We start from the raw sequence: 26,682 nt of genomic DNA on the forward strand, positions 1-26,682 counted from the left end.
ACTTTCGCTTTGCCCAGGTCTGATTAGACTTGGCTGTAATCCACAACAGCCGGCAATGGCGCAGGAGTCCTTATGTCAGAACAAGCCACCGTCGTCGCCTTCAAGCAGTCTTCCGGGCGGGTTGCCTTGCGCACCGACAACGGCCGCTTTGTGCTGGCCGAGCAGACCGATTCCAGCGCGCTGCGTGAAGGACAGAGTCTGAACGGCAATATGAGCGAGTTCGGCCCGGAGGTCTGGAGCGATGACAGCGGGCAAAATCATTACGAAGTCTTTGTGCTGGGCTGGGATCTGTCGCAGGAAGCGGTCGAGCTGGAGATGTGATGTGTTGATCCTGAAAAAACAGCTGCCAGCGCTTGATTGACAGGCGCTGGCAGCTTTTTCTTTTTGGATTTTCCTGGAGCCGGGGCTTTCACCCCGGCGCGCCCTGTTACTTCTTCAGGTCGAAGCGGTCCAGTTCCATGACCTTGACCCAGGCAGCGACGAAGTCCCGGTAGAACTTCTGCTCGTTGCCCTTTTCGGCATAGACCTCGGCCACGGCACGCAGAATGGCGTTGGAGCCGAAGACCAGATCCACGCGGGTGCCGGTCCACTTCTTGGCGCCGCTCTTGCGGTCCACGCCTTCGTAATTGCCATCCTCCAGAGGCTGCCACTGTGTGCCCATGTCCAGCAGGTTGACGAAGAAGTCGTTCGTCAGCTTGCCCGGAGTCTGGGTCAGCACGCCGTGGTTGCCGGCGGTGTTGATGTTGATGGCGCGCAGGCCGCCGATCAGCACGGTCATCTCGGGGGCCGTGAGCGTCAGCAGCTGGGCCTTGTCGATCAGCAGGGCTTCGGCAGGTGCCGGGAAACGTCCTTGCAGATGGTTGCGGAAGCCGTCGGCCTTGGGCTCCAGCGGCGCAAAGGATTCAGCATCGGTCTGCTCGTCGCTGGCGTCGCCGCGGCCGGGAGTGAAGGGCACGTTGATCTTCACGCCAGCGTCTGCCGCTGCTTTTTCAACGCCCGCGCTGCCGGCCAGCACGATCAGATCGGCCAGCGAGATGCGCTTGTCGCCCTCGGCAGCCTTGTTGAATTCGCGCTGGATTTCCTCGAGCTTGCCCAGTACCTTGGCCAGTTGCGCAGGGTTGTTGGCGGCCCAGTCCTTTTGCGGAGCCAGTCGGATGCGGGCACCGTTGGCACCGCCGCGCTTGTCCGAACCGCGGAAGGTGGAGGCCGAGGCCCAGGCCGTGGCCACCAGCTCCTGCACCGACAGGCCCGATGCCAGCAGCCTGGCCTTGAGGGCGGCCACATCGGCGTCGTTGACCAGTTCATGCTTGGCGGCGGGGATGGGGTCTTGCCAGATCAGCTCTTCCCGGGGGACTTCTGGGCCCAGATAGCGTGCACGCGGGCCCATGTCGCGGTGGGTCAGCTTGAACCAGGCGCGGGCAAAGGCTTCGGCAAAAGCCTGCGGGTTTTCGAGGAAGCGGCGCGAGATCTTCTCGTAGGCCGGGTCCATGCGCAGCGACAGGTCGGTGGTCAGCATGGTGGGCCTTTTGTTGGGGCCGCCATGCGCGTCGGGGATGACATCGCCAGCGTCCTTGGCAACCCACTGAATGGCACCCGCAGGGCTTTTTTCCTGCACCCATTCATACTTGAACAGGTTCTCGAAGAAGAAGTTGCTCCACTGTGCAGGAGTCTGGGTCCAGGTCACTTCCAGGCCCGAGGTGATGGCATCGCCGGCCTTGCCGGACTTGTAGCTGCTGGCCCAGCCCAGGCCCTGGGCTTCCAGGCCGGCGGCTTCGGGCTCGGCGCCCACATGGCTGGCGGGGCCCGCACCATGGGTCTTGCCGAAGGTGTGGCCGCCGGCGATCAGCGCCACGGTTTCCTCGTCATCCATGGCCATGCGGGCAAAGGTGTCGCGGATGTCATGCGCGGCCGAGAGGGGGTCGCCATTGCCGTCCGGGCCTTCGGGGTTGACATAGATCAGACCCATCTGCACGGCGGCCAGCGGGTTCTCGAGGTCGCGCTCGCCGCTGTAGCGGCTGTGCGGGTTCTGGGTGGGGGCCAGCCATTCCTTCTCTGCACCCCAGTACACGTCCTGATCGGGTTCCCAGGTGTCGACGCGACCGCCACCGAAGCCGAAGGTGCGAAAGCCCATGGTTTCCAGTGCGACGTTGCCGCACAGCATCATCAGGTCGCCCCAGGAAATCTGGTTGCCGTACTTTTGCTTGATCGGCCACAGCAGGCGGCGCGACTTGTCGATGTTGACGTTGTCAGGCCAGCTGTTGAGCGGCGCAAAGCGCTGCTGGGCGCGACCGGCTCCGCCGCGACCGTCCTGAATGCGATAGGTGCCGGCTGCGTGCCAGGCCATGCGGATGAACTGAGGGCCGTAGTGGCCGAAGTCTGCAGGCCACCAGTCCTGCGAGTCGGTCATCAGGGCACGCAGGTCGCGTTTGACAGCTTCATAGTCCAGCTTCTGGAAAGCCTGGGCGTAGTTGAAGTCTTCACCCAAGGGGTTGCTTTTGGCGGAGTGCTGGCTCAGCAAATCCACGCGAAGCTGATTGGGCCACCAGTCCTTGTTGCTGGTGGCGTTGCCTGCGGCGGCGGTTTCGCTGTTCTGTCCTTGGTGGAAGGGGCACTTGGATTCAGTAGTCATGGGGCTCTCCGTTTCAACGATCCGACAGGTCGGTAGGTCCAGGAAACAGATATCAATCAATGATTGATATCAATCAATTCAACTCAATAGCTATTTGCGATTGGTTGAGATGAATTATCGGTGCGCGGCTGGCCTGAAGGGCGTGTTGTGCTATTGAAATTACTAAGCAGCGCCATAGGAAGAAATGTGGGTCGAGTCTTGAGCCGACGCAAAGTCGGGTTCAGATACTTCGCAAAGTGACTGAGACTGTGACTTTTTGAGCGTATGCGAGCCTGCCTGTTTACACAAGCATGAGCCATCAAATCAGGTCGTTGACCTACCTGGCATCAGCTGTGGCAGCGGCTCAGCCGGCTACCAGCTTGTGCACCAGATCGGCTGCGGTGGAGGCGCCGTATTTGCGCATCAGCCGGGCGCGGTAGATTTCCACGGTGCGATGACTGATGGCCAGTGCCTTGCCGATTTCCTTGCTGGTCATGCCTTCGAGAAGGCGCGCAGCGACTTCGCGTTCGCGGCCCGTGAGCTCGGCCTTGACGGGGCGATGGGCCGAGAGGTCCTCGAAGCTCCAGATGCCCGAGGCATGGGGATCGTTGCGGTCCAGCGTGCGGCCGCTGACATGACACCAGAACACCTCGCCATTGGCGCGCTTCATGATGCGGTTGTCGGAATAGATGCCTGTGGTGTTGAGAATCGGGGCAATGCGCGCGCCCAGGCGCTCGTATTCGTCAACGCTGGGATAAAGCACCTGAAAGGTCTGTCCTATGAGTACTTCGCGCGATGCATGGAACATTTCACACAATTGCCGATTACAGTCAATCATGATGCGGTTGCGCGAGATGACGAGACCTACAGGGGCGGCGTCGAACGCCAGCCGGTAATCCACAACCATGGTACTGCTCTTTACGAAAAACTACTTACTCAAGTACGTAGTATCGTAGCGCATCCAATTTCAAGGAGACATGTGTGAAAAAGCTCTACCCATCCGCAGAAGCGGCGCTGCAGGGCGTGGTGTCCGACGGGCAATTGCTGGCCGTTGGCGGCTTCGGCCTGTGCGGCATTCCCGAGGCCCTGATCGATGCGGTTTGCGCCAGCGGCGTCAAGAACCTCACGGTGGCATCCAACAACGCCGGCGTGGACGGCTTTGGTCTGGGCAAGCTGCTGGACACCCGCCAGGTCAAGAAGATGATCTCCAGCTATGTGGGCGAGAACAAGGAGTTCGAGCGCCAGTACCTGGCCGGTGAGCTGGAGCTGGAATTCACGCCTCAGGGCACGCTGGCCGAGAAGATGCGTGCCGGCGGCGCCGGTATTCCCGCCTTCTTCACCAAGACCGGTGTGGGCACGCTGGTGGCCGAGGGCAAGGAATTGCGCGAATTCGATGGCGAGACCTATGTGATGGAGCACGCCATCGTGGCCGATGTGTCCCTGGTCAAGGCCTGGCGCGCGGACAAGAGCGGCAATCTGCAGTTCCGCCTGACGGCACGCAACTTCAACCCTGCGGCAGCCACCTGCGGCAAGGTCTGCGTGGTGGAGGTCGAGGAATTGGTGGAAGTGGGCGAGATCGCTCCCGACGACATCCATCTGCCCGGCATCTATGTGCACCGCATCGTGCACAACGCCAATCCCGAAAAGCGCATCGAAAAGCGCACCGTGCGCGAAGCCTGAAATATGGCGGATACGTCCTATTCGCCCGAGGCTGCCGCCCAGGCCGACATGCCGGTCTTTCGTGCGCTGGCTGCGCAGGAGCTGGAGCAACTGGAGCGCGAACGCTTGCTGGTGTGCCAGGTCGCGGCCCGTGAACTGGGGCTGAGCGATTGGAGCATGGACCGCTCTGGCCTGGCGCAGCTGCAGCAGTTGCTCGATCGTGGCCTGGTGTCGGCCGACAACCTGCTGCTGGCCCGAGGATTGGGTGTGGTGCTGGGGGACGCGCTGAGCTGCGAAATGGACGATATGGACTGGCATATGGTGAGCGACGACTGGGGAACCGACCCCGTTGTGCGCTACCGCGAAACCAGTATCCAGGTGGGGGCTCGCGACATGGTCCTCAAACGGCTCGAAGACGGCCAGAGCGTCGATCTGCTGCACTTGCTCGATGGTGTGGTTTCGCACCTGCAGCCCATGATCGACTCCGGCGACTACCAATAACGTCAATCAAGATTTATTCAGGAGGCTCTTATGCCCTGGACCCAAGACCAGATGGCCGCGCGCGCGGCCCAAGAACTCGAAGACGGTTTCTACGTCAACCTCGGTATCGGCATTCCCACGCTGGTGGCCAACCACACGGGTGACAAGGAAGTGTGGCTGCAGTCCGAGAACGGCATGCTGGGCATCGGCCCCTTCCCGACCGAAGACCAGGTCGACGCCGACCTGATCAACGCCGGCAAGCAGACCGTGACCACGCTTCCCGGTTCGGCCATTTTCGGCTCTGATCAGTCGTTTGCCATGATTCGCGGCGGCAAGATCAATCTGTCCATTCTGGGCGCCATGCAGGTGTCCGAAAAAGGCGATCTGGCCAACTGGATGATTCCCGGCAAGATGGTCAAGGGCATGGGCGGAGCCATGGACCTGGTGGCGGGCGTCAAGCGCGTCATCGTGCTCATGGAGCATGTGGCCAAGAAAAAGGACGGCACGACCGACCTGAAGATCCTGCCCAGCTGCACCCTGCCGCTGACGGGTCTGGGCGTGGTGGATCGGATCATCACCGATCTGGGCGTGATGGACGTGACCCCCGAAGGCTTGAAGCTGGTGGAGCTGGCCGATGGCGTGAGCTTTGACGAGATCCAGTCCAAGACGGGTGTGACGCTGCTGAAATAAGCGGCGCTGCGCTCACGGGCAAGAACCGCTGCGGCGGTTCTTTTTTTGCGCCTTTTTCTGCAGCATTGGCAGAATTAATAGCTATCGGGGTCGATAGGGCAAGCGATGCAAGCTGTTTTTGCTTTAATTGTGGCCCACAAATTATTGCAATCTGCAACAATCGAGTTTGATTGAGCAGACAGAAACAGAGCGCTTTGATGAGTGAGAACGCTGGTGCGCAAGGGCACGAGACCGATGTACATTTTTTGCGCGCAGTCACCGATATGGCCGAGCATACGGAGGTCATGACAGGCGATGCAATCTATACCGATAAGGGCATGAAACTGGTGGACAAAGGCACACGTGTTGACAGTCGTCTCTATGACCGTCTGGTCATGCACAAGCTGCGTGACCCGATCGATGCCAACCTGATCACGGGCGACCTGGTCGACGTGACATCCCTGGTCGCTCTGGCGCGCCAGCAATGCGAACAGGTCGATCTGCTGCATCGCATGGTGGCGTCCATCGGCGATATCGAGCGTCTGCTGGCGCCGCTCAAGAGTCTGCTGCTGCCCCAGGCCATTGCCTTCAAGCTCACCGTCATGCGCGAGCAGCGTAGCGACCTCTACCAGCACAGCCTGCAGATGACGCTGGTGGCGATCTTTCTGGCGCTCAAGAACGGCTGGACCGAGCGCGAATGCGTGCCGCTGGCCACGGCCGCGCTGCTGCACGATGTAGGCATGCTCTATATGGACCCGGTCTGGACCGACCCGGACCATCGCTTGAGCGGCGAGGAACGCAAGCATCTGGTCGCGCATTCCGTCACCGCCATGCTGGTGGTGCGCAGTACCGAACTGTATTCGCGCGCCGTGGAAATCGCCGTGCTCGAGCACCATGAGCGCATGGATGGTTCCGGCTATCCGCGCGGCATCAAGGGCAACGCCATTTCGCCCATGGGTCAGGTGCTGTTGCTGGCCGAGGTGGTCTCGGCCTTCTTCGAGAAATTCACCGACATGCCGGGCCAGCGCCTGTCGCTCATGCTGCGCATGAACCACAAGAGCTATCCGGCCGATCTGGTGCACCTGATTCTGCCGCTGCTCTACGACGAAATCAGTCCCGGCAAGCCACTGGCGCCGCTGCAGGCCGAGTTCTCCCACAGTATTGCGGCTCTGGAGGCTGCGCTGCGCAAATGGAGCGAACTCAGGCGCGACTTTCCCGAGCACTGGCAGCAAATGCCCGATGCGCAGGCGGCGGTGGCCGTGGAAGCTAGTCTTGCGCAACTGCAGAAACAGCTGGCCGAGGCAGGCTCTCACCCCAGCCAGCAGCTGGACGTGCTGAGCTATTTCAAGGACGACGCCTTGGGCATGAGTGAGCTGGCCCTGGTCAACCGCGAGGCCCTGTGGCAGTTGCAGGCCATCATGAACGACTGCCTGCGCCGCTGGCCCACGCTGGGGCAGGGCGGCTCCACGCTGGAAGTCGCCGTGGCCGAATGGTGTGAGGCCTGTGCTCAGTTGATGCCGCAGGCAGGCCGCAGCTCGGCCATGAATGCCGACAGGCAGTCGCTCAATTGAGGACATTGACTGCGAGTTTTGCCCAGGACGGCTGGCCTCAAGTTTGATAGCGGCAGGCGCTTGATTGACAGGCGCTAAACCGGTATTTCTTCAAAATTCTGTGCATCACGCCGCAGCGCGGCATGCTTTGCTGCGTCTGCTTGCGCTATCCTGAAAAAGTATTTTTGATAGCGCACGACGTCCGATCTACAAGGGTCGACTGTATCTGCTGCCGATATTAAGGTCTTGTTTTGCGCGGAAACTTGGATAACTGTATATTTGTACAGTAATCAAGAGCTTTCGCATGCATACCCAGCCCCTGACATCCTTGGCCCATCCTGGCTCACCGCCCGGCATGACGGAGTCTGTCCGGCAGCAAACAGGTGCAGAGCAGGGCGTGCGGCCGGGTCTGCCCGCTGCGGGCAGCCCGCCTTTGTCCGCCATACAGATTCCCGGTGTCTGGCGCGGCACGGACTGGCAGGCGGGCGCCGGCTCTCAGGTCTGGCCCAGCGGGCATGCTGCGCTGGATGCCGAGCTGCCGGGCGGCGGCTGGCCCGGCAATGCCTTGATTCAGCTGCAGCAACCAGCGCACTGCCATGCGGAGTGGGCCTTGCTGTTGCCCGCGCTGGCCGCCCGTGTCCGGCAGCATGCGGCTTCACGCGCGGATTCAGGGCTGGGCCAACTGGTGCTGGTGGCTCCACCCTATCTGCCTTTTGCCCCGGCATTGCAGGCCGCCGGTATTGACGCCAAGCGGCTGTGCGCGGTGCAGCCGGGGCGCAGTGCCCAGGATCTGGCCTGGGCCTGCGAGCAGGCTCTGCATTGCCGGGATGTGCTGGCGGTGCTGGCCTGGTTGCCCGAACTTCCCGCGTCCACGCTGCGCCGCTTGCAGCTGGCCGCCGCTTCGCAGGGCCGGCCTCTGTGGCTATGGCAGGAGCTGCAGGCCGAGTCGCGCAGCTCCCCCGCCGCATTGCGGTTGAGACTGGAGAGAGCTACGACAGTCTTCGCTGCTCAGCAGGCGCCGGGTTTGCGGATACAGATACTGAAGCGCCGTGGGCCTTTGCTGGAGCGCCCCATACAGCTCGCGCTTTCGCAGTGGGCCTGGCAGCCCGTGCTGCAGGCGCAGGCCCAAAGACATGTGCGCCAGAGCGAGGAGGCTGCCATGCTCATGCAAGGGCGCATGACAGTCGCCGCTCCTGCAACGGCCTCGCCTTGGATGACGGAGGCATGAGATGGGCAGTGCAGAGCACTGGATGGCCTGGCCTCTGGCCTGCCTGAGCGAGTCAAGCCCGGTGCCCGAGAGTGCCTGCTGGTGGGCGCTGGAGTTTTCGCCGCGTGTGGCCTTGCTCGAAGACGCCTTGCTCATGGAGACCAGCCTGGTGCAGCGTCTTTGGGGCGGAGCCGAGGTCTTGCTGGCGCGGCTGGACAGTGCTTTTGCGCAAGCTTGTCAGGCTGGCCCCCCGGAGTCCGGGGGCGGCGATGCGGCATTGCAGCCGCTGCGCGGCCAGGGCGGCACGGCCTGGCAGGCTTTGGCACGGCTGCGGCTGCAGCAGGCCCGGCCTTGCGGCTCCGTCCCTGTTTCCCTGTCCATGTCCGAGTCATCGCTGCATGCCGATGCGCTGCCGCTATGGACGCTGAGCGCCCTGGAGCAGCACAGCTCCGTGCTGCTGCGCCTGGGTTGCCGCAGCTGGGGCGATGTGCGAGCATTGCCGCGCGCGGGGCTGTCGCGCCGCATTGGAGCCAAGGCCTTGCGTGCGCTCGACGAGGCCTATGGTCTGCTGCCCCAGCCGCTTGACTGGCTGCAACTGCCCCAGCAATTCCTGCTGCGCCACGACCTGGGTTACCCGGCTCACCATGCCGATGCCGTGCTCCATGCCGCGCAGCCGCTGTTGCGCGCGCTGCAGTCCTGGTTGCAGGCCCGTCACCATGCGGTGCTGGCGCTGCGATTGCGCTGGCACCATGATCTGCGCCGTATCGACGGCCAGGAGCTGCCGGCTTGGGGAGCGCTTGTCATCCGCACGGCTCAGCCCACGCAGGGCATGGCGCATTTGCAGCGCCTGTTGCGTGAGCACCTGGGCCAGCAGCGCTGGCGCGCCCCCGTGGACATGCTGGAGTTGCAGGCGCTGGAGACGGTTCCCTGGGCGGCCGAGCCGCTGAGCTGCCTGCCTGCCGCTCAGGGCCAGAGCCCGTCGGACAGTCTGGCCTGGCATGAATGGGTGGAACGCCTGAGCGCCCGCAGGGGTGAGGAAGCCGTACAAATGGTGCAGCCGCGGGCCGATCACCGGCCCGAGCAGATGCAGTGCTGGCAAGCTGCGGCGAAGCTGCTGCAGAGCCAGAAGCCAGGCGGCACCAGGGCTAGCGCCAGGGCCGAGGCGGGAGCCGGCTTCAGGCCACGCCGTCAGCCCGGCTGTGCCGACTCCTGGCAAGCCCTGTGGCCGCCCTGGCTGCTGCCCCAGCCCCAGGCCTTGCCCGTGCAGAACAATCGTCCCCAATGGCATGGGCCACTGCAGCTCAAGGCCGGGCCCTACAGGCTGGAGTCCGGCTGGTGGGATGCGGCTGGCGATGCGTTTGCCGATGCCCAGACCGGCGCGCCGGTCGGCTTGGCCGTGCGTGACTATTTCGTGGCCTATAACGCCGTGGTCGGCCATGTCTGGATTTACCGCGAGCGGGCCCGTAGCGAACACCTGATGAGCATGACAGCCAGCCCCGCCAGCTGGTTTGCGCAAGGCGTGTATGGCTGAGCAGATCCTGGTCGAGCCGCCCGCTGCCGCACTGCGCCTCGCAGGGCCGCCGCCTGTCGCCATACCGGCCAGCCCCGTGGCTCAGGGCATGGGCAGAGGGCCGCTGGCCTATGCCGAGTTGCATTGCCTCTCGAATTTCAGTTTTCTGCGCGGTGCTTCATCGCCTGCCGAGCTGGTGCACCGGGCCAAAAGCCTGGGCTATGCGGCGCTGGCGCTGACCGACGAGTGTTCGGTGGCCGGTGCCGTGCGCGCCCATGAGGCGGCGCGGGACTGCGACTTGCACCTGATCCATGGCAGCGAATTCGCCTGGGGCTCGTTCAGGATCGTGGTGCTGGTGCGTGATTTGCAAGGTTGGGGCAATCTCTGTGAATTCATCACCGCTGCACGCAGCCGCTCAGGCAAGGGCGACTATCTGGTTGATGAATCCAGTCCCTGGAAGCTGCTGCAGCAAGGCTGCGAATGCCTGCTGCTGCCGCAGCGCGAGCAGCTCGATGCATCGGATTTGATAGCTGTAACCGCTCTTCTGGAAAACGTTTCAGCGCATTTTTCGACAAATAACCTGTGGCTGGGCGTGGAGCTGCATCTGGCGCCCGACGACAGCCTGTGGCTGCAGACCTTGCAGCAGGCGGGCGCGGCGCTGGGTCTGCCGCTGCTGGCCTGCGGCGATGTCCATATGCATGCACGCTCGCGCAAGCCGCTGCAGGATGTGGTCACGGCGATACGCCTGGGGCGCACCGTGGCCGAATGCGGCTTTGCACTGCAGCCCAATGCCGAGCGACATCTGCGCTCGCGTCTGCGGCTGGCCTCGCTCTATCCCAGGGCCATGCTGGAGGCGACGCTGGAGCTGGCCGGGCGCTGCAGCTTCAGCCTGGACGAGATCCGCTACCACTATCCTCAGGAGAGCGTGCTGCCCGAGATGACGGCCACGCAGACCCTGGCTTGGCTGACCTGGGAGGGCGCGGCGGGACGCTATCCCCAGGGCATTCCCGAGGACGTGCACGATCAACTGCACAAAGAGCTGGCGCTGATCGAGGATCAGAAGTACGAGATGTACTTTCTCACCGTGCATGACATCGTGCGCTATGCGCGCAGCGTCGGCATTCTGTGTCAGGGGCGCGGATCGGCGGCCAATTCTGCGGTCTGCTACTGCCTGGGCATTACGGCGGTAGATCCGGAAAACAACAATCTGCTGTTCGAGCGCTTTATCAGCAAGGAGCGCAGCGAGCCGCCCGATATCGATGTGGACTTCGAGCATGCGCGGCGTGAAGAGGTCATCCAGTACATCTACGACAAATACGGGCGCGACCGCGCCGCGCTCACGGCCGTGGTCAGTTGCTGGCGCAGCCGTAGCGCGCTGCGCGATGTGGGCAAGGCGCTGGGCCTGCCTGCCGATCTGATCGATGCCCTGGCCAAGGGGCAGTATTGGTTCAGCGAGCATGCCCAGGCGCAAGCACAGACGCATGCAGAGGCGGCCGATTCGGCAGAGGAGGACCAGGCGCCCGAAGCACTGCCCGAAGACTGGGGGCAGCGCAAGCTCCAGGAAGCCGAGGTGCTGGCACGCGAAATGAATTGCGCAGTGGGCGCGCATCGGCTGCGCCTCTGGATAGAGCTGGCCTGGCAGCTCAAGGACAGCCCGCGCCACCTCAGCCAGCATGTGGGCGGCTTTGTGCTGACCGAGGGCAAGCTCACGCGCCTGGTGCCCGTGGAGCCCGCCACGATGGCCAAGCGCTCCGTCATACAGTGGGACAAGGACGATCTCGATGTCGTGGGCCTGCTCAAGGTCGATGTGCTGGCTCTGGGCATGCTCACCATGTTGCGCAATGCCTTGAACGAGCGTGCCCGCTGGCGTGGCGAGCCATGGGGGCTGCACCAGATTCCGCAGGAGGATGCTGCGACCTACGAGATGATTTGCCAGGCCGATACCGTGGGTACTTTCCAGATCGAAAGCCGCGCCCAGATGAGCATGCTGCCGCGCCTGCAGCCGCGCACTTTCTATGACTTGGTGGTCGAGGTTGCCATCGTGCGCCCCGGCCCGATTCAGGGCGGCATGGTCCATCCCTATCTGCTGGCACGTGAGCGTGAACGCCGCAAGCTGCCGCTCAAGCTTGAGAAGCCGGAGCTTGCAAATGCGCTCAAGCGTACCTTGGGTGTGCCCATTTTCCAGGAGCAGGTGATGCAGATCGCCATCGATGCCGCGGGCTTTTCGCCGGGCAGGGCGGACGAGTTGCGCCGCTCCATGGCCGCCTGGAAGCGAAAGGGCGGGGTGCATCGCTTCCGAGACGAGCTTGTCGGCGGCATGCTGGCCAAGGAATATAGCCCCGCATTTGCCAACGCCATCTTTGCGCAGATGCTGGGGTTTGGCGAATATGGCTTCCCCGAAAGTCATGCCTGCAGTTTTGCGCTGCTGGCCTATGCGAGCGCCTGGCTCAAGCGCCATGAGCCAGCCATCTTTCTGCAGGCGCTGCTCAATGCCCAGCCCATGGGTTTTTATTCGCCGTCCCAGCTGGTGCAGGATGCGCGCCGCCATGGCGTGCGCGTGCTGCCCGTCGATGTCTGTCATAGCCACTGGCATTGCACGCTCGAAGCCCCTCTGCAAGCCATGCGCGGCGTGGCCCAGCCCCAGCCGGCCGTGCGCCTGGGGCTGAACCGGGTTGCCAGGCTGGGCAAGGCCGCAGCGCTGCGAATCGAGGGGGAAGCTGCGCAGGCTCCGTGGAAGGACGTGAGCGATCTGGTCATCCGAGCCCGGCTGGACAAGGCGGATATGGAAGCTCTGGCCGCAGCGGATGCGCTGCGCAGCCTGGCCGGTCACCGTCGCCAGCAGATGTGGGATGCTGCTGCGCAGGCCAGCCTGCCACCCATCTTTGCCCAAGCTGCGATTCATGAGCCGAGGCTTGAGCTGCCCCAGGCCGCCGAGGGCGAGGAAATCATGTTCGACTATGCCGCCACCGGTCTGAGCCTGCGCCGCCACCCGCTGGCCTTGCTGCGTCCCAGGCTGGCGCGCTATGGGCTGAAGACCGCAGCCGAGCTGCGTCATATGCTGCCAGGCCAGAAGGTCCGCGCCTGCGGCATTGTTACCGTGCGCCAGCGTCCGCCTACTGCCAACGGCACGCTGTTCATCACGCTGGAAGACGAAACCGGCGTCATCAACCTGGTGGTCTGGAGTCAGACCTTTGCCCGCTGGCGCTCTGCGTTGCTGGCCTCGCGTCTGCTGGCCGTGGAGGGCATCTGGCAGCGCAGCACGGCCCCGCAACTGGAGACGCCGGAATCAGCAGGGGATATGCCTGCGGCCAAGAAAGGGGATGAACCTGCGGTTCGCCATCTGGTCGTGATGAAGGCCAGGGATGTGACCCGCTGGCTGGGGCGGTTTGCCGAGGTCGGGCTGAACAGCCGGGATTTTCATTGAGCCCGCCCAGGCCGGTGCGCGCTGGCCGCTGCGAATTCAGAGCGCGGCCGGCAGCTTGGCATGCTGCAGCGCATGTTCAATGAGCTTTTCCACGGCCCGGCTGCCCGGTACGGTCGAATGCACCAGTGCTATGCCCACATGAAATCCGGGCGGGTTGTCCAGCAGGGACAGGCATTTCACGCCGCGTGGCTGAACAAGGTGCGATACGCCTGCGACCAGACCCACGCCCAGGCCGGAAGCCACCAGGCTCATGATGGTCTGCACCTGCATGGCCTCCTGGGCGATGCGCGGGGTGAAGCCCGATTGCTGGCAGCGTAGCTTGGCCAGCGCGGCGAGGCTGGGGACCGTGTCCTGCGGATACATCACAAAAGGCTCATGCGCTGCCTCGGACAGGGCAATGGCGTCGCGCTGCGCCAGGGGACTGTTGTCCGAGACGGCCAGCACGAACTCGTCCTGATCCAGCGGCGTGAGCGCGATGCGCTCATCGAGTTCTAGCACGGGGTAGCGCAGCAGGCCGGCATCGAAGCGCCGGCTTGCCAGCCCTTCGAGGATTTCGGCGCTGGTCGCTTCGTAGAACTCCAGCCCGACCTTGGGGTAGCGCTCGCGAAACGAGGGAATCAGGCGCGGCAGCAGTTCGTAGGTGGCTGAACCGACAAAGCCCAGCCGTATCAGGCCGCCCACGCCTTCCCTGGTATCGCGCACAGCCTGGCGACATTGCTCGGCATGAAACAGGGTGGCGCGTGCGCTCTCCAGCATGGCCTTGCCGGCAGGCGTCAGCACGACTCCGGTACTGGTTCGATCGAACAAGGCGCTGCCCAGCTCCTCTTCCAGCTTGCGAATCGAGATGGACAGCGGCGGCTGGGCCATATGCAGTTGCTCAGCGGCACGGTGAAAGTTACCGGTTTCGGCCAGGGCAATGAACTGCTGCAGTTGCTTGAGATTCATTGATATTCAATCGATATCAGAAACGAAATTTTTAATATTAGACATTAATTTCACGCCTGCCTAAAGTGGGCTCACAAGAAAAAACACGGCAGCAATTCCGTATCAGGAGACAAACTTGAAACAAGCACGCAGATACCTGCTGGCGGCACTGCTGGGCTGCGGCCTGCTCGGCGCCGGCATGCCCTCCATGGCTCAGGCACCGGCTCAGGGCTTTCCTGCCAAGCCGATCAAGCTCATCGTGCCCTTCGGGCCGGGCAGCGGCACCGACACCTCGGCGCGCTATTTCGGGCGCAAGCTGCAGGAGCTCACGGGCCAGCCTGTGGTCGTCGAAAACAAGGCAGGAGCCAACGGCTTCATCGCCGTCAAGCAGGTGCTGTCGGCGCCCGCCGACGGCTATACCGTGTTCATCGGCAGCAATTCAACGCTGGCGGTCAATGCGGCGCTGTTCAGGCATCTGCCCTACGATCCCTTAACGGACTTTGCGCCGCTGACCATGATGATGCGCTCGCCGGCCATGCTGGCCGTCGCGCCCCAAGCGGCCTACTCCGACCTGAAGGGCCTGATCAGCCATGCCAGGGCCAACCCGGGGAAGGTGAATTTCGGGGCCGGCTCGGCAGGCTATCAGCTGATGGGCGAGCTGCTCAACGACGCTGCCAGGATCGAAACCGTGCATGTCCCGTTCAAGGGCGCAGGGGAGACCACCACGGCCGTCGCTTCAGGGACGGTGGACTACACCTTCGCTGAAGTCACGGCAGTCCAGGAACTGGCCCGAGGAGGGCGCGTCAAGATCCTGGCGGTGGCCTCCGACAAGCGCGTGAGCACCTCCCCCGAGATCCCCACGGCCACCGAGGCCGGTCTGCCCGGATTCGAGGCCTACACCTGGGTGGGTGCCATGGTGAGCGCCAAGACACCAGCCGCCGAGACTGCCAGGCTCGCCGAGCTTTTCACCGCCATCTCGAAGATGGATGAAACCCGTGCCTTCTACGAGCGTCTGGGGGCCATTCCCATGACCGGCGGCCCGGCACAGATGCATGAATTCCAAAAGAACGAAATTGCGCTGTGGAAGCGCATCGTCGTCAAGGCCAAGGTTCCCCAGCAATGAAAGCCAATGACAGCCGGCCGGTACAGGCGCTGCAGCACATCAAGGTGCTCGATCTTTCGCGGGTATTGGCGGGCCCCTGGGCTGCACAGACCCTGGGTGATCTGGGCGCCGAGGTGATCAAGGTGGAAAGGCCCGGCAGCGGTGACGACACGCGTGCCTGGGGCCCGCCCTATGTGGCCGACCCCGAAGGTCTGCCGACGGGGGAGTCGGCCTACTATATGTGCACCAACCGCAACAAGCAGTCGATTTCCGTGGACTTCACCCGCGGCGAAGGGCAGGAGATCGTGCGTCAGCTGGCGGCCCGATGCGATGTGCTGATCGAGAACTTCAAGACTGGCGGTCTGGCGCAGTACGGGCTTGATTACGCGAGCCTCAGTGCCCTGAATCCGCGTCTGGTCTACTGCTCGGTCACAGGCTTCGGTCAGGACGGTCCCTATGCGCATCGTGCGGGCTATGACTTTCTGATTCAGGGCATGGGGGGGCTGATGAGTATTTCGGGCCACGCCGATGGCCAGCCCGGAGGCGGCCCCATGAAGGTTGGCGTGGCGCTGACCGACATCCTCACCGGGCTATATGCCAGCACGGCGATTCTGGCGGCCCTGCAGGCCCGCGAGCATACGGGGCGCGGCCAGCACATAGATCTGGCTTTGCTTGATGTCGGCGTGGCCTGCCTGGCCAACCAGAGCATGAACTATCTGTACGGGGATCAGGTGCCTCAGCGCATGGGCAACGCGCATCCGAACACGGTGCCCTACCAGGAGTTCCCGACCGAAGACGGCCACATGATCCTGGCCGTGGGCAATGACGGCCAGTTTGCCCGCTTCTGCCAGGCGGCAGGCAGGAGCCAATGGGCCGAGGACGAGCGCTTTAGCAGCAATGCGGCGCGGCTGGCCCATAGAGCCGAGCTGGTGGAGATGATCCGCCGCGTGACGCTCACACGCAGCACCAGGGCCTGGGTGCAACTGCTGGAGCAGCATGCCGTGCCTTGCGGCCCCATCAACACGGTGCGTGAGGTGTTCGAGGATCCGCAGGTCAGGGCTCGCGGCATTCAGATCGCCATGACACACCCCAAGGCGGGCCAGGTGCCGCTGGTCGCCAGCCCCATCCGTTTGTCGGACACACCGGTGACCTACCGCCATGCACCGCCCCAGCTGGGGCAGCACACACAAGAACTGCTGGAGCGCCATCTGGGTCTGTCTGCTCAGCAAATGCAGGCCTATCGGGACAGCGGAGTATTGGGATGAACAGCCAGGAATCGTTGACGCACACGCGCATCGCGTGCCAGGACCAAGCCCTGGGGGCATTGTCAGGGGTGCGGGTGCTGGACCTTTCCAGCGTGATTTTCGGCCCCATGGCCAGCCAGGTGCTGGCCGACTACGGTGCCGAGGTGATCAAGATCGAGCCGCCGGAGGGCGACTCCACGCGCCACACCGGCCCGACGCTGGAGCCGGGCATGGCGGCCATGTTCATGGGCTCCAATCGCAGCAAGAAAAGTGTGGTGCTGGACCTCAAGCAAGAGCAGGCTCAGGCCGCGCTGCATGCGCTGTTGCAGGGCGCCGATGTGCTCATGCACAGCATGCGCCCGCAAAAGCTGGCAAGGCTCGGGCTCGATCCGGACAGTCTGCGCAAGCAATACCCGCGCCTCATCTATGTGGGCCTGCACGGTTTTGGCGAAGACGGCCCCTATGCCGGGCAGCCTGCATATGACGACGTGATTCAGGGCATGAGTGGCCTGGCCGATCTCATGCAGCGCCAGACGGGCGAGGCCCGCTATCTGCCCACGATTGCGGCCGACAAGACCTGCGCTCTGGTGGCTGCGCATGCGGTGCTGGCGGCGCTCTACCAGCGCGAGCGCAGGGGCGCGGGCAGCTATGTGGAAGTGCCCATGTACGAAACCATGGCGGGCTTCAACCTGGTGGAGCATTTCTACGGCATGCATTTCACACCCGCGCAGAGTGGCGCGGGCTATCCGCGCGTGATGGCGCCCTGGCGCAAGCCCTACAGGACGCTGGACGGCCATGTCTGCCTGATGCCTTACACCGATGCGCACTGGCGCCGTTTCTTTGCAGCCGTTGGCCAGCCCCAGCTGGCACAGGACCAGCGCTTTGCCACCCAGGCGATGCGCACCCGCCACATCGCCGAGCTGCTGGAGACGATGAGCGGCTACGTGGCGCAAAAGGACACTGCCTATTGGCTGGCCAGCTGCGAAGAGCTGGAGATTCCAGCCGCCCCGGTGACTCGCATGGACGATCTGCCCCATGACCCGCATTTGCAGGCCACCGGCTTTTTTGTCGAGAAGAAAGACGCGGCGATGGGGGTTGTGAAATTTCCGCGTTCGTCCGTGCGTATCAACGGTACCCAGCCACCGATAGGCATGCCCCCGCGCCTGGGCGAGCACACGCAGGCATTGCTGCGCGAGGCAGGCTGGGACGACGCGTGCATTGCGGCCTTGCAGTCGAAGGACTGCTGAACAAACAGCATGAAGCGGAGACAGAATGAGCGTGAGCAATTTGATTTCATCCACTGAAAACCGTGCCGCAGCGCTGGCAGACACGCCGCGCATGGGCCAGGGTTTTGTCTGGCAGGACCTGCGGGTAGGTCAGCAACTGCGCACCTTTCGCCGTACGGTGACCGAGACCGATCTGGTCAACTTCATCAACACCACGGGCATGCTCGAGGCGATCTTCATCGAGGACGGCTATGACGGCGGTGCCATTCAGGGCCGCCCGGTGCCGGGCGCACTCACCTACACCTTGATCGAAGGCTTCATCCTGCAAAGCATGATCCAGGGTACGGGCCTGGCCATGCTCGAGTTGCACCAGAAGATTCTGGCTCCTGTGGTGGTGGGCGACACCATTGAGGCGCTGGTCGAAGTGATCGACATCAAGCCAACGAGCAAAGGCGGTCGCGCAGTAGTGAGTTCGCGGATCGAGGTCTACAACCAGCGTCACCAGCAGGTGATGGTCTATACCGCCGTGCGCCTGCTGGCCGGCCGTGAAGCTTAGGTCCGCGCTGCCGCGGATGCCGTTGCACCGGTGCGAACTTTCCAGTGCGCCGAGATGAGAAAACTACAGGAGACACAAGATGAGTTATCGATTTTCACGTCGGTTGTCGCTGCTCGCCGTTGCCGCGCCGGCCGTTGTCGCGCTGGCCGTTTGTGGTGCGGCGCAGGCGCAGGACAACTGGCCCAGCAACCCGATCACGCTGATCGTCCCTTTCCCGCCCGGCGGTCCCACAGACATGGTGGCGCGGGTGCTGGCGCAGCAGGTAGGCCAGCAACTGGGGCAGTCGGTCATCGTGGACAACCGGCCTGGTGCCAACGGCAACATCGGCAATGCGCTGGTGGCCAAGGCGCCGGCCGACGGCTACACCGTGCTCTACAACACTTCCTCGATTGCACTCAGTTCGTCGCTCTACAAGAAGATGAGCTATGACGTGACCAGGGATCTGCGCCCCGTGGCCTTGACGGCGGTGGTGCCACTGGGGCTTGTCGTCAATCCCAAGGTGCCTGCCAACACCGTGCAGGAGCTCGTGAAGTACGCGCAGGAGCACAAAGGCAAGCTCTCCTACGGCTCGGCTGGCAACGGCAATGTCACGCACCTGGCGGCTTTTCAGGTGGTGCAGCACTACAGCTTGGATGCAAGTCATGTGCCTTACAAAGGCAGCGCCCCTGCCGACGTGGACCTGGTGGCTGGCCAGATAGATTTCATGACCGACACCATCAATTCGGTGGCGCCTTTCATCAAGGACGGCAGGCTCCGGCTGCTGGCCGTCAGCACGGCCGCACGGATTCCCAATTTCCCCAATGCGCCTACGCTGGCCGAAAGCGGCATGACCGGATTCGAGGCCGGAGCCTGGCAAGGCGTGATGGTGCCCGCCAAAACACCTGTTGCGGTCGTGGAACGCCTGAATGCCGAGCTGATGAAGGCGCTCAAGGATCCGGGAGTGCTGGAGAAGCTGCGCGTGCAGGGTGCGGAGCCGCTGGGGTCTACGCCCAAAGCGTATGGCGACTACATCCAGAGCGAAATCAAGCGCTGGGCAGGGGTTGTCAAAAGCACGGGCGTGTCCCTGGACTGAGAGAAAGCAAGACGATGACCATTCTCGATGGACTGAGCCTGACAGGCATCCCGCCGGAAGGCGAGGCACTGCGCGCCGAGGTGCGTGCTTTTCTGCAGGACGCGGTCAAAGACATTCCTGCGCATGTCCGTGCCAAATCCTGGAGCGGATATGACCCGGCACTCAGCCGCAAGCTGGGTGAAAAGGGCTGGATCGGCATGACCTTGCCCAAGGCTTATGGTGGAGGCGAGCGCAGTGCGTTCGCCCGCTATGTGCTGGTTGAAGAGTGTCTGAACTTCGGTGCGCCTGTGGGTTCGCACTGGATTGCCGACCGCCAGAGTGCGCCGCTGATCCTCAAATATGGTACAGAAGCACAAAAGCAGTTCTACATTCCCAGAGTCTGCCGGGGAGAGGTGTTTTTCTGTATCGGCATGAGCGAGCCCAATGCAGGCTCGGATCTGGCAAGTGTGAGGACTAGAGCGGTTCCCAACGAGCAGGGCTTCTTGCTCAATGGCCAGAAGATCTGGACCACCAACGCGCATCACTGCCAGTACATGATTGCTCTGGTGCGAACCTCCGGCAGTGCCGAGGACCGTCACAAGGGCTTGTCGCAAGTCATCGTGGACCTGACATTGCCCGGTGTGACGGTGCGTCCCATCCAGGATCTATCGGGTGACAGCCATTTCTGCGAGGTTTTTTTCGAGAATGTGCAACTGTCGGCCGATGCGCTGATCGGTGCCGAAGGTCAGGGCTGGGAACAGGTTACCGCCGAACTCGCTTTCGAGCGCAGCGGCCCGGAGCGCCTTTTCTCCAGCATCGTGCTGTTCGATCAATGGCTGCAGTATGCACGCACGCCGCAGGGACGCACCGAGTCCGGCATGCGGCTTGCGGGCAAGGTGCTGACGCAACTGGCACCGCTGCGCGCGATGTCGGTATCCGTGCAGCAGAAGCTGACCCAGGGAGCAAGTCCTGTTGTGGAGGCCGCACTGGTCAAGGAGCTGGGCACGACACTGGAGCAGATGATTCCGGCAGCCATTGCCGAGGAGCTGTTTGCCCGACCGGTCGAGGATGTTCCGGTGGAGCTGCTGCTGACGCTCAAATACGTCACCGAAGCTTCTCCCTCGTTTTCCTTGCGCGGTGGCACGCGTGACATTCTGCGCGGCATGATCGCTCGTGGACTGGGTTTGCGCTGATCGGAGACAAGTTCATGAGCAATAACGATTTGTTTGCAGATGCCGCGCGCAAGGTGCTGGCAGACTGGTGCACCCCTCAGGTGATTCGCGAGATCGAGAGCGCCGGTAGCCGCTCGGTGGCCGTCGCCCGGCTATGGCAGCAGCTGGAGGAAACCGGCTTGGCCGATGCCTTGCTGGCCGAAGAAGAGGGCGGCGCCGGTCTGGGCTTGGGTGAGATATTTGGCGTGCTGGAGCAGTGCGGAGCCCATGCCCTGCCTTTGCCTCTAGGAGAGACCATGCTGGCGCGGGCCATGCTAGCGCAGGCGGATATGGCCTGCCCGGCCGGCAGCATTGCGCTGGCGCAGGGTGCGATGCAGACAGATGGCGGTTTGCATTGCGCGCTGGTGCGAGGCGGGCAAGTCGCGTACTCGGTGCTGGTGCAAGTGCCAGAAGAAGCCGGGGTCTGGCATCTGCTGAGCGTGTCACAGGCTGGGCTTGCGCCACACGCTATGGCGCTGGACGCGTCGCTGACCTGGTCGCCAGAGCAGTTGCGGGCCGCCGGCGTCATCCGGCAAAGGCCGCAATTCGATGCCCGGAGCCTGCAGGCCGCCGTGGTGGCCGCGCAGATGGCGGGGGCCATGCGCGCGGTGTTCCAGCGTAGCTTGCACTATGCGAACGAGCGTCAGCAGTTTGGGCGTGCTATCGGGAGGTTCCAGGCGATCCAGCATCAGCTGGCAGTCATGAGCGAGCATGTGTTTGCCGCCCGCATGGCGGCTCAGCTCGGTTGCAGCGGTGACGGCATTGTGCCTGACAGATTGCGTGTGGCCGTCGCCAAGGCACGCTGCAGCGAGGCGGCTTTGGTGGTCACAGAGCTTGCGCATGCGATTCATGGTGCGATTGGCTTCACCGAGGAATATGACCTGCAGCTGTTTACCCGCAGACTGCATGCATGGCGTCTGACGGCCGGCAGCGAAGCCTATTGGCAGGCATTGGCCGGACAGGCCCTGATGTCGCACGAGGGCGTGACACTGGATCTGATCCGGCGGATCACCGATGTCGAGGCCCTGGCTTGAAGTTGCTCAACAACTATGGAGACCATGGAACATGGCATTTCTGAATATTGAACGCGATGGCGGTATCTTGACCGTCACCATGAATCAGCCCGAGACACGCAATGCGCTGACCGGCAATACGGCGGTAGCCGAATTCGTGCAGCTCTGCGCAGATGTGCGCCTGGACGCCAGCGTGAAGGTGCTGATCCTGACCGGCGCCGGCTCTATTTTCAGCTCCGGCGGCAATGTCAAGGACATGAGGCGCTATTTCGATGACGCACTCACTCCCGACATGATTCGCGAGGAATACCGCCAGGGCATTCAGCAAATTCCGAATGCCCTCTACCAGCTGGATGTTCCCGTGATCTGCGCCGTCAACGGCCCGGCTATCGGCGCGGGTCTGGATCTGAGCTGCATGTGCGATATCCGGATTGCGTCGGAGAATGCCACTTTTGCGGAGAGCTTTGTTCGCGTGGGCATTGTTCCTGGTGATGGCGGGGCCTGGTTGCTGCCGCGTGTGGTGGGGATGTCAAAGGCCAGCGAGATGGCTTTCACGGGAGAGGCGATCAGCGCGGGCCAGGCATTGGCCTGTGGTCTGGTGAGCCAGGTCGTGCCTCCGGATGAACTGCTGCCGACAGCCAGGGCATTGGCGCTCAAGATTGCTGCCAATCCGGGCGGGGTGATGCGCATGACAAAGCGTTTGCTGCGTGAGGGCCAGAACGCCACGCTGGCTTCGCTGCTGGAAATATCGGCCGGGTATCAGGCAATTGCCCATAAAACGGCCGATCATCGTGAAGCAGTGACGGCCTTTGTCGAGAAGCGGGCTCCCCGCTTCTCATGAGCCGGCAGGTTTGCTTAACCAGAGCAGGTAACAAAGACAGCAAGGGCGCATTTTGCGCCCTTGCTTGTTTTGGCGAAGGTAGCAGGGCCTTGCTTGCTGCGTTGATGTTTCGGGTCGGCCAATCCAGCGACGTAATCCCTTGATAATACTAATTACATTGTGTTGCGATTTGCGCTAAGCGAGTGATGCAGCAAGCGGCTTTGCCGGGTCGGCCCCATTTCATGTATCGGAGTGGCCGCTTTGCCGGCTATTTACTTTTCTATGGAATGGATGAAAGCGATGAGATTGACCAAGCTGAACATTGGTGCCCGACTGGGCCTGGGGTTCGCAGTGGTGTTGGCATTTGCCGTGGTGATCACGGTTATCGGCATCTGGCAGCTGCACTCGGTGGGCAAGGCCACGCAGCAGATGATGCAGGAGCCGCTGACCAAGGAGCGCCTGATCAGCGACTGGAACAGCAATGTCAGCGTGGCGGTGGCACGCACCACGGCCATCGCCAAGAGCAGCGACGCAAGTCTGGTGCAGTTTCTGGCGGTGGATGCGGCTGCCACTACCAAGAGCACAGCCAATGTGCTCAAGCAGATCGAGCCCCTGATCACCCAGCCTGCGGAGCGCGAGATCCTGGACAGGATCATGCAGGTGCGCAAAACCTATATTGCCAGCCGCGACAAGGTCAGTCAGCTCAAGGCCGACGGCATGGCCGAAGAGGCGGAGTCCACGCTGATCAACAGCTATGTGCCGGCCGCCCAGGGCTATCTGAAGCTGCTCGGCGAGCTGCTGAACCTGCAGCGCGCCAGCTTGGATGCCAAGGCGGCGGAGGTGGAGCAGATCGAGAGCAGCAGCAGGACGTACTTCCTGGTTCTGGCCTTGCTGGCTCTGGCCATCGGCTCTGTCAGCGCATGGCGTCTGACGCAAGGCATCACCGCTCCGCTCAAGCATGCGGTCGGAGTGGCCCGCCGCGTGGCCGATGGTGATCTCACGGCTCAGATCCATGTGAGCAGCAGCGATGAAACCGGGCAGCTCATGCAGGCCTTGCACGATATGAATTCCAGTCTGGATAGGCTGGTGGGGCAGGTGCGTCAGGGCACGGACAGCATTGCCACAGCGTCGGGCCAGATCGCGGCGGGCAACCATGACCTGTCTGCGCGCACGGAAGAGCAGGCCAGTTCCTTGCAGCAGACCGCTGCCTCCATGGAGCAGCTCACTTCCACGGTCAAGCAAAATGCCGATAACGCCAGTCAGGCCAATCAGCTGGCGCTGTCGGCCTCCGATGTGGCTGTCAAGGGAGGCATGGTGGTGTCGCAAGTGGTGGAGACCATGGGCGCCATCAGCCAGTCTTCGCGCAAGATTTCCGACATCATCGGCGTGATCGACAGCATTGCTTTCCAGACCAACATCCTGGCGCTGAACGCGGCCGTGGAAGCGGCCCGTGCCGGCGAACAGGGCCGCGGTTTTGCCGTCGTGGCATCGGAGGTGCGCTCGCTGGCTGGCCGCAGCGCTGAAGCGGCCAAGGAAATCAAGCAGCTGATTCAGGCCTCGGTCACCAAGGTCGAGGAGGGCAGTGCGCAGGTCAGCCAGGCCGGTCAGACCATGGATGAAATCGTCAGCAGCGTGCAGCGCGTGACGGACATCATGGGTGAGATCACCGCCGCCAGCCATGAGCAGACCAGCGGCATCGAGCAGATCAACCGCGCGGTGGCCGAGATGGATCTGGTGACCCAGCAGAATGCCGCCCTTGTGGAAGAGTCCACCGCTGCTGCGCAATCCATGCAGCAGCAGACCAGCGACCTGTCGCAGATGGTCAGCATCTTCCGCCTCAAGAGCGCCTGATTCCGTGACGCTGCCGCAGTCCAGGCTGAAGGGCTTGCGGTTGCCGCTTTTGCTTTGCTGATCTCCGAGACATGAAATATGGTGTGAGGCACCTCCGCCATATTCCGTCCGAGCGGCTGCCTGCAGTCTTTGCAGTGTGCCAGGACTCGATGCTGAGATCGGGCTGTGAGCTGCTTGCCCGTATTAGCGATTGCGTACTTGAGTCAGCAACTGCTTGCAGTCCACATCGTCGTCAGCGGCAGGCACGGTCAGCGGCACCAGTGCCAGTGCCGCTGGCGCAAAAACGGCAGCAGCCACTGCAGCGCCGGCACGGGCTGCCAGGGGGCCTGGCTCCAGGCCCACATCGGGCTTGGCAAAGCTGCCGCGCACATAAAGTGGCGTGCGCAATGAAAAGAACTTCCACTTCAGCGATTCGGGGACGATGCGCAGATTGAGCTGTTCCTGCGCCAGATTGATCTCGCCTGTGGCCTCAACAACGGCTTCTGTGGTGGCCAGCTTGGCCATGCGTGGGCGGGCAATGCCCTGTTGCACATTGAAGTCGGCCACGGCACAGCGCAGCTGAACTTCCTTGTCGCTGCCAAACAGCTTGGCGATGACAATGGAGCCTACGTTCAGCCCCGCGAGGTCCAGCAGTTGCGAGCTGAAAGTGCCGTCGCGTACAAACAGGCGTAGCGAGCCATTGCCCGTGCCCAGCCACTGTGCCAGTGACTCGCCCTGTCCGGTGAGCGCGACTGCGCCATCGAGCCGGCCCAGGCTTTTCTTCATCTTTTCAATCGTAGGAAACAGTGCGGAGAGCTTGAGCGACTGCACCTGTGCGTTGAGTTTGGCAGCAACGGGCTTGGCATGGCTGTCCACGGTGGCATCGATATTCAGCGTGCCTTCGGCGAGGCCGAACTTCAGTGGCGAGAGGGTGAGTCTGCCGTTGTCCAGCAGCGCATGCACGCTGAGGTTTTGCAGGGGCAGAGCTTCGGGCCGCAGGATATGGCTGCTTTCATAGCGCAGGTCGAGATCCATCTTGTCCCAGTTCTCGGTCTGGAACCGAACCTGCGGCAGTACCTTGCCGTTGACGGGCTGGGGCTTGTCGGGGCTACCGGACGGGGCTGCGCCTATGACCGGTCCCAGATCCACCAGTCGCAGTTGTTTGGAGTGCAGCTGTGCCGTCAGCTTTGGCCGGGGCTGGGCGGAGCGGTATTGAAGATCGCCGCGCAAATCGCTCTGACCTAGCTTGCCCTGAAACTTTTCGTACTGCCAGACGGCCTTGCCCGGCGCTAGGCTGCCGATCAGACGGCCGCTGGTCTCGAACGGCGGAGTGGCGGGCAGCAGCAGGCCGCTGAGCTCGAACAGGTCGGCCATGCTCTTGCCGCGTACCTGAACTTGAAAGTCCAGTCCGTTCAGTGTCTTGGGATTGTCGAGAATCCCCTCGGCAAACGCTTGCAGGCTGCCGGCCTTGGCCGATATGCGCAGCGGAAAGCGCAGCCTGTCCTGGCGTAGATCCAGTACCGGTCCCGCCAGACCCTGGGCCCGAATCTGCGTGCGGGTCTTGCCTTGATGCAGATAGCCAGCGAGGCCGAAGCGCACACCATAAGGTTGATCGGCGCTGACCGGTCTGCGCAGCGTGTCGATACGGGCGCGCACGGCCATGTTCTTGACGGCGTCGGACCAGCCCAGAACGCCGTCGCTGATGCGCAACTGGCCTATTTCAAAACTCCACTTCGGGCCGCTGCTTGAGGGCTTGTCAAATGTCCAGTTGTTCTCGCCCTTGTCGTTGCGGGCCAGCACCATATCCGGAGCCTGCAACAGCAAGGAGTCGAGTTGTACATGGCGCGCCAATAGTGGCCAAAGGCGCAGGCTGGCCGTGGCATTTGCTGCGGTGATCATGGTGCGAGCATCGCGTTCGGGCGGTTGCCGGCCGGCATCGGCTATGGCGTCGTCGTCATCTACGCTCGTCTTTTTCTCGTTCGCTACCTGGCCTTGCTCGGGCAGGCGACCGGTGTTGAGCTCCTTGGGCGTCGCAGGCAATACCGGCTGTTTGTCATCGACTTTTTCAGGTGCCTGTCGAACCAGCCAGCCCTGGGGCTGCGAAAGTGTCAGATCGCTGGCATGCAGCACCACTCCGGGCACCCAGTGGCGCCAGCCGGTATCGAGGGGCTGTGGCCAGGTCCATTGCAGCTGCAGGTCACCATTGATGGCAAAGTCGCGGCCCGCGAAAGTGCTGACTTTTTCATTGATCCATGGCCTGAGCTTGTTCCAGTCCATGAAGGCAATCAGCAGTGCCGCAGCCAGAATCAAGGCCAGCAGCAGTGCCATAGCAATGGCCGCCCAGCGCAGCCAGTGGCGCGTCAGGCGCTGATGTGCACGAGTGGAATCAGGGGCTGAAGTACTGGTGGAGTCGACCATGGCTGTTGCATCCTTTTTGCCACATGCTATTACGCATAGGTGAAATGCCTCGTCATCCAATTGCCTGATGCAGGTTTGCCCGCATGTGATCAGCTCAGACGCCGCGACCGATCCGGGATACGGTGTGGCAGTCTGAAGTCTGCTGGAGTCAAGAGTGCAAGCATCTGCAACAAAGGCTGC

General features: G+C 62.8%; 21 protein-coding genes. 17 read left to right on the forward strand and 4 right to left on the reverse strand.

The window, feature by feature from the left end; translation table 11 throughout:
- The first annotated feature begins 72 nt into the window (after nucleotides 1-72).
- Nucleotides 73-321 (forward strand): hypothetical protein, encoded by a 249-nt coding sequence (locus MPZ60_RS11755; RefSeq protein ID WP_034352444.1) that lies wholly within the window; start codon nucleotides 73-75, stop codon nucleotides 319-321.
- Between the two features lie 106 nt (nucleotides 322-427).
- Here the strand turns inward: MPZ60_RS11755 and katG are convergent, their stop codons facing one another.
- On the reverse strand, nucleotides 428-2,629 hold the full coding sequence (gene katG, locus MPZ60_RS11760) for a catalase/peroxidase HPI (RefSeq protein WP_034352447.1): 2,202 nt from the start codon (nucleotides 2,627-2,629) through the stop codon (nucleotides 428-430).
- A gap of 343 nt (nucleotides 2,630-2,972) precedes the next feature.
- A complete protein-coding gene (locus MPZ60_RS11765; RefSeq protein ID WP_003055436.1) occupies nucleotides 2,973-3,515 on the reverse strand; it encodes a PAS and helix-turn-helix domain-containing protein in 543 nt (180 codons plus the stop codon).
- Between the two features lie 74 nt (nucleotides 3,516-3,589).
- Between MPZ60_RS11765 and MPZ60_RS11770 the strand changes: the two genes are divergently transcribed.
- The 7 genes from MPZ60_RS11770 to dnaE all read left to right on the forward strand — a co-directional run bounded on the left by MPZ60_RS11770 (nucleotide 3,590) and on the right by dnaE (nucleotide 13,107).
- On the forward strand, nucleotides 3,590-4,288 hold the full coding sequence (locus MPZ60_RS11770; protein ID WP_003079441.1) for a CoA transferase subunit A: 699 nt from the start codon (nucleotides 3,590-3,592) through the stop codon (nucleotides 4,286-4,288).
- A 3-nt stretch (nucleotides 4,289-4,291) separates the two neighbouring features.
- A complete protein-coding gene (locus MPZ60_RS11775; protein WP_034352448.1) occupies nucleotides 4,292-4,768 on the forward strand; it encodes a DUF3806 domain-containing protein in 477 nt (158 codons plus the stop codon).
- Nucleotides 4,769-4,798: 30 nt separating this feature from the next.
- Nucleotides 4,799-5,437 (forward strand): 3-oxoacid CoA-transferase subunit B, encoded by a 639-nt coding sequence (locus MPZ60_RS11780; RefSeq protein ID WP_012838252.1) that lies wholly within the window; start codon nucleotides 4,799-4,801, stop codon nucleotides 5,435-5,437.
- Nucleotides 5,438-5,634: 197 nt separating this feature from the next.
- The gene (locus tag MPZ60_RS11785; protein WP_034352451.1) at nucleotides 5,635-6,987 is read left to right on the forward strand and encodes an HD-GYP domain-containing protein; all 1,353 of its coding nucleotides are present in this window, start codon (nucleotides 5,635-5,637) and stop codon (nucleotides 6,985-6,987) included.
- Nucleotides 6,988-7,270: 283 nt separating this feature from the next.
- Nucleotides 7,271-8,194, forward strand: a complete 924-nt coding sequence (gene imuA / locus MPZ60_RS11790) for a translesion DNA synthesis-associated protein ImuA (protein ID WP_052057573.1) — start codon at nucleotides 7,271-7,273, stop codon at nucleotides 8,192-8,194.
- A 1-nt stretch (nucleotide 8,195) separates the two neighbouring features.
- Complete coding sequence (locus MPZ60_RS11795; protein WP_034352455.1) at nucleotides 8,196-9,704, forward strand: hypothetical protein; 1,509 nt, start codon at nucleotides 8,196-8,198, stop codon at nucleotides 9,702-9,704.
- Complete coding sequence (gene dnaE, locus MPZ60_RS11800) at nucleotides 9,697-13,107, forward strand: DNA polymerase III subunit alpha (RefSeq protein WP_034352458.1); 3,411 nt, start codon at nucleotides 9,697-9,699, stop codon at nucleotides 13,105-13,107. The genes MPZ60_RS11795 and dnaE overlap by 8 nt, the downstream gene beginning before the upstream one ends.
- 36 nt (nucleotides 13,108-13,143) lie before the next feature.
- Here dnaE and MPZ60_RS11805 read toward each other — a convergent pair whose 3' ends face one another.
- A complete protein-coding gene (locus tag MPZ60_RS11805) occupies nucleotides 13,144-14,052 on the reverse strand; it encodes a LysR family transcriptional regulator (protein ID WP_034352461.1) in 909 nt (302 codons plus the stop codon).
- A gap of 115 nt (nucleotides 14,053-14,167) precedes the next feature.
- On the opposite strand from MPZ60_RS11805, the gene MPZ60_RS11810 reads away from it, so the two are divergent.
- The 9 genes from MPZ60_RS11810 to MPZ60_RS11850 all read left to right on the forward strand — a co-directional run bounded on the left by MPZ60_RS11810 (nucleotide 14,168) and on the right by MPZ60_RS11850 (nucleotide 24,105).
- Entirely contained in the window at nucleotides 14,168-15,154 is a 987-nt protein-coding gene (locus tag MPZ60_RS11810; protein WP_034352464.1) for a tripartite tricarboxylate transporter substrate binding protein, read from the forward strand.
- Nucleotides 15,151-16,398 (forward strand): CaiB/BaiF CoA-transferase family protein, encoded by a 1,248-nt coding sequence (locus tag MPZ60_RS11815; protein ID WP_034352467.1) that lies wholly within the window; start codon nucleotides 15,151-15,153, stop codon nucleotides 16,396-16,398. Before MPZ60_RS11810 ends, MPZ60_RS11815 begins: the two co-directional genes overlap by 4 nt.
- Entirely contained in the window at nucleotides 16,395-17,624 is a 1,230-nt protein-coding gene (locus tag MPZ60_RS11820; protein WP_034352470.1) for a CaiB/BaiF CoA-transferase family protein, read from the forward strand. The genes MPZ60_RS11815 and MPZ60_RS11820 overlap by 4 nt, the downstream gene beginning before the upstream one ends.
- A 25-nt stretch (nucleotides 17,625-17,649) precedes the next feature.
- Nucleotides 17,650-18,159 carry a MaoC family dehydratase gene (locus MPZ60_RS11825; protein WP_034352473.1) on the forward strand — a complete coding sequence of 170 codons (510 nt, stop codon included), beginning with the start codon at nucleotides 17,650-17,652 and terminating at the stop codon, nucleotides 18,157-18,159.
- A gap of 79 nt (nucleotides 18,160-18,238) precedes the next feature.
- Nucleotides 18,239-19,231 (forward strand): tripartite tricarboxylate transporter substrate binding protein, encoded by a 993-nt coding sequence (locus MPZ60_RS11830; RefSeq protein WP_034352476.1) that lies wholly within the window; start codon nucleotides 18,239-18,241, stop codon nucleotides 19,229-19,231.
- Between the two features lie 14 nt (nucleotides 19,232-19,245).
- Nucleotides 19,246-20,403, forward strand: coding sequence for an acyl-CoA dehydrogenase family protein (locus MPZ60_RS11835; protein ID WP_034352480.1), 1,158 nt, complete (start codon nucleotides 19,246-19,248; stop codon nucleotides 20,401-20,403).
- Nucleotides 20,404-20,417: 14 nt separating this feature from the next.
- Nucleotides 20,418-21,455 (forward strand): acyl-CoA dehydrogenase family protein, encoded by a 1,038-nt coding sequence (locus MPZ60_RS11840; protein ID WP_034352483.1) that lies wholly within the window; start codon nucleotides 20,418-20,420, stop codon nucleotides 21,453-21,455.
- Between the two features lie 31 nt (nucleotides 21,456-21,486).
- Nucleotides 21,487-22,275: a crotonase/enoyl-CoA hydratase family protein gene (locus tag MPZ60_RS11845; RefSeq protein WP_034352486.1), complete on the forward strand. Its 789-nt coding sequence runs from the start codon at nucleotides 21,487-21,489 to the stop codon at nucleotides 22,273-22,275.
- Between the two features lie 279 nt (nucleotides 22,276-22,554).
- Complete coding sequence (locus MPZ60_RS11850; RefSeq protein WP_034352489.1) at nucleotides 22,555-24,105, forward strand: methyl-accepting chemotaxis protein; 1,551 nt, start codon at nucleotides 22,555-22,557, stop codon at nucleotides 24,103-24,105.
- 183 nt (nucleotides 24,106-24,288) lie between these two features.
- On the opposite strand, the gene MPZ60_RS11855 is transcribed toward MPZ60_RS11850, so the two are convergent.
- Entirely contained in the window at nucleotides 24,289-26,502 is a 2,214-nt protein-coding gene (locus MPZ60_RS11855) for an AsmA family protein (protein ID WP_034352492.1), read from the reverse strand.
- Nucleotides 26,503-26,682: the final 180 nt, after the last annotated feature.

This window comes from Comamonas sp. 7D-2 (assembly GCF_022749555.1).
Taxonomy (GTDB): domain Bacteria; phylum Pseudomonadota; class Gammaproteobacteria; order Burkholderiales; family Burkholderiaceae_C; genus Comamonas; species Comamonas thiooxydans.

Bases quoted from the DNA above. Each gene is read 5' to 3' on its own strand.
- MPZ60_RS11830 (WP_034352476.1), top strand. From the start codon at position 18,239: ATGAGTTATCGATTTTCACGTCGGTTGTCGCTGCTCGCCGTTGCCGCG.
- MPZ60_RS11815 (WP_034352467.1), top strand. From the start codon at position 15,151: ATGAAAGCCAATGACAGCCGGCCGGTACAGGCGCTGCAGCACATCAAG.
- MPZ60_RS11825 (WP_034352473.1), top strand. From the start codon at position 17,650: ATGAGCGTGAGCAATTTGATTTCATCCACTGAAAACCGTGCCGCAGCG.
- dnaE (WP_034352458.1), top strand. From the start codon at position 9,697: ATGGCTGAGCAGATCCTGGTCGAGCCGCCCGCTGCCGCACTGCGCCTC.
- MPZ60_RS11765 (WP_003055436.1), bottom strand. From the start codon at position 3,515: ATGGTTGTGGATTACCGGCTGGCGTTCGACGCCGCCCCTGTAGGTCTC.
- MPZ60_RS11855 (WP_034352492.1), bottom strand. From the start codon at position 26,502: ATGGTCGACTCCACCAGTACTTCAGCCCCTGATTCCACTCGTGCACAT.
- MPZ60_RS11780 (WP_012838252.1), top strand. From the start codon at position 4,799: ATGCCCTGGACCCAAGACCAGATGGCCGCGCGCGCGGCCCAAGAACTC.
- MPZ60_RS11755 (WP_034352444.1), top strand. From the start codon at position 73: ATGTCAGAACAAGCCACCGTCGTCGCCTTCAAGCAGTCTTCCGGGCGG.
- imuA (WP_052057573.1), top strand. From the start codon at position 7,271: ATGCATACCCAGCCCCTGACATCCTTGGCCCATCCTGGCTCACCGCCC.
- MPZ60_RS11820 (WP_034352470.1), top strand. From the start codon at position 16,395: ATGAACAGCCAGGAATCGTTGACGCACACGCGCATCGCGTGCCAGGAC.
- MPZ60_RS11845 (WP_034352486.1), top strand. From the start codon at position 21,487: ATGGCATTTCTGAATATTGAACGCGATGGCGGTATCTTGACCGTCACC.
- katG (WP_034352447.1), bottom strand. From the start codon at position 2,629: ATGACTACTGAATCCAAGTGCCCCTTCCACCAAGGACAGAACAGCGAA.
- MPZ60_RS11850 (WP_034352489.1), top strand. From the start codon at position 22,555: ATGAGATTGACCAAGCTGAACATTGGTGCCCGACTGGGCCTGGGGTTC.
- MPZ60_RS11775 (WP_034352448.1), top strand. From the start codon at position 4,292: ATGGCGGATACGTCCTATTCGCCCGAGGCTGCCGCCCAGGCCGACATG.
- MPZ60_RS11805 (WP_034352461.1), bottom strand. From the start codon at position 14,052: ATGAATCTCAAGCAACTGCAGCAGTTCATTGCCCTGGCCGAAACCGGT.
- MPZ60_RS11840 (WP_034352483.1), top strand. From the start codon at position 20,418: ATGAGCAATAACGATTTGTTTGCAGATGCCGCGCGCAAGGTGCTGGCA.
- MPZ60_RS11795 (WP_034352455.1), top strand. From the start codon at position 8,196: ATGGGCAGTGCAGAGCACTGGATGGCCTGGCCTCTGGCCTGCCTGAGC.
- MPZ60_RS11785 (WP_034352451.1), top strand. From the start codon at position 5,635: ATGAGTGAGAACGCTGGTGCGCAAGGGCACGAGACCGATGTACATTTT.
- MPZ60_RS11835 (WP_034352480.1), top strand. From the start codon at position 19,246: ATGACCATTCTCGATGGACTGAGCCTGACAGGCATCCCGCCGGAAGGC.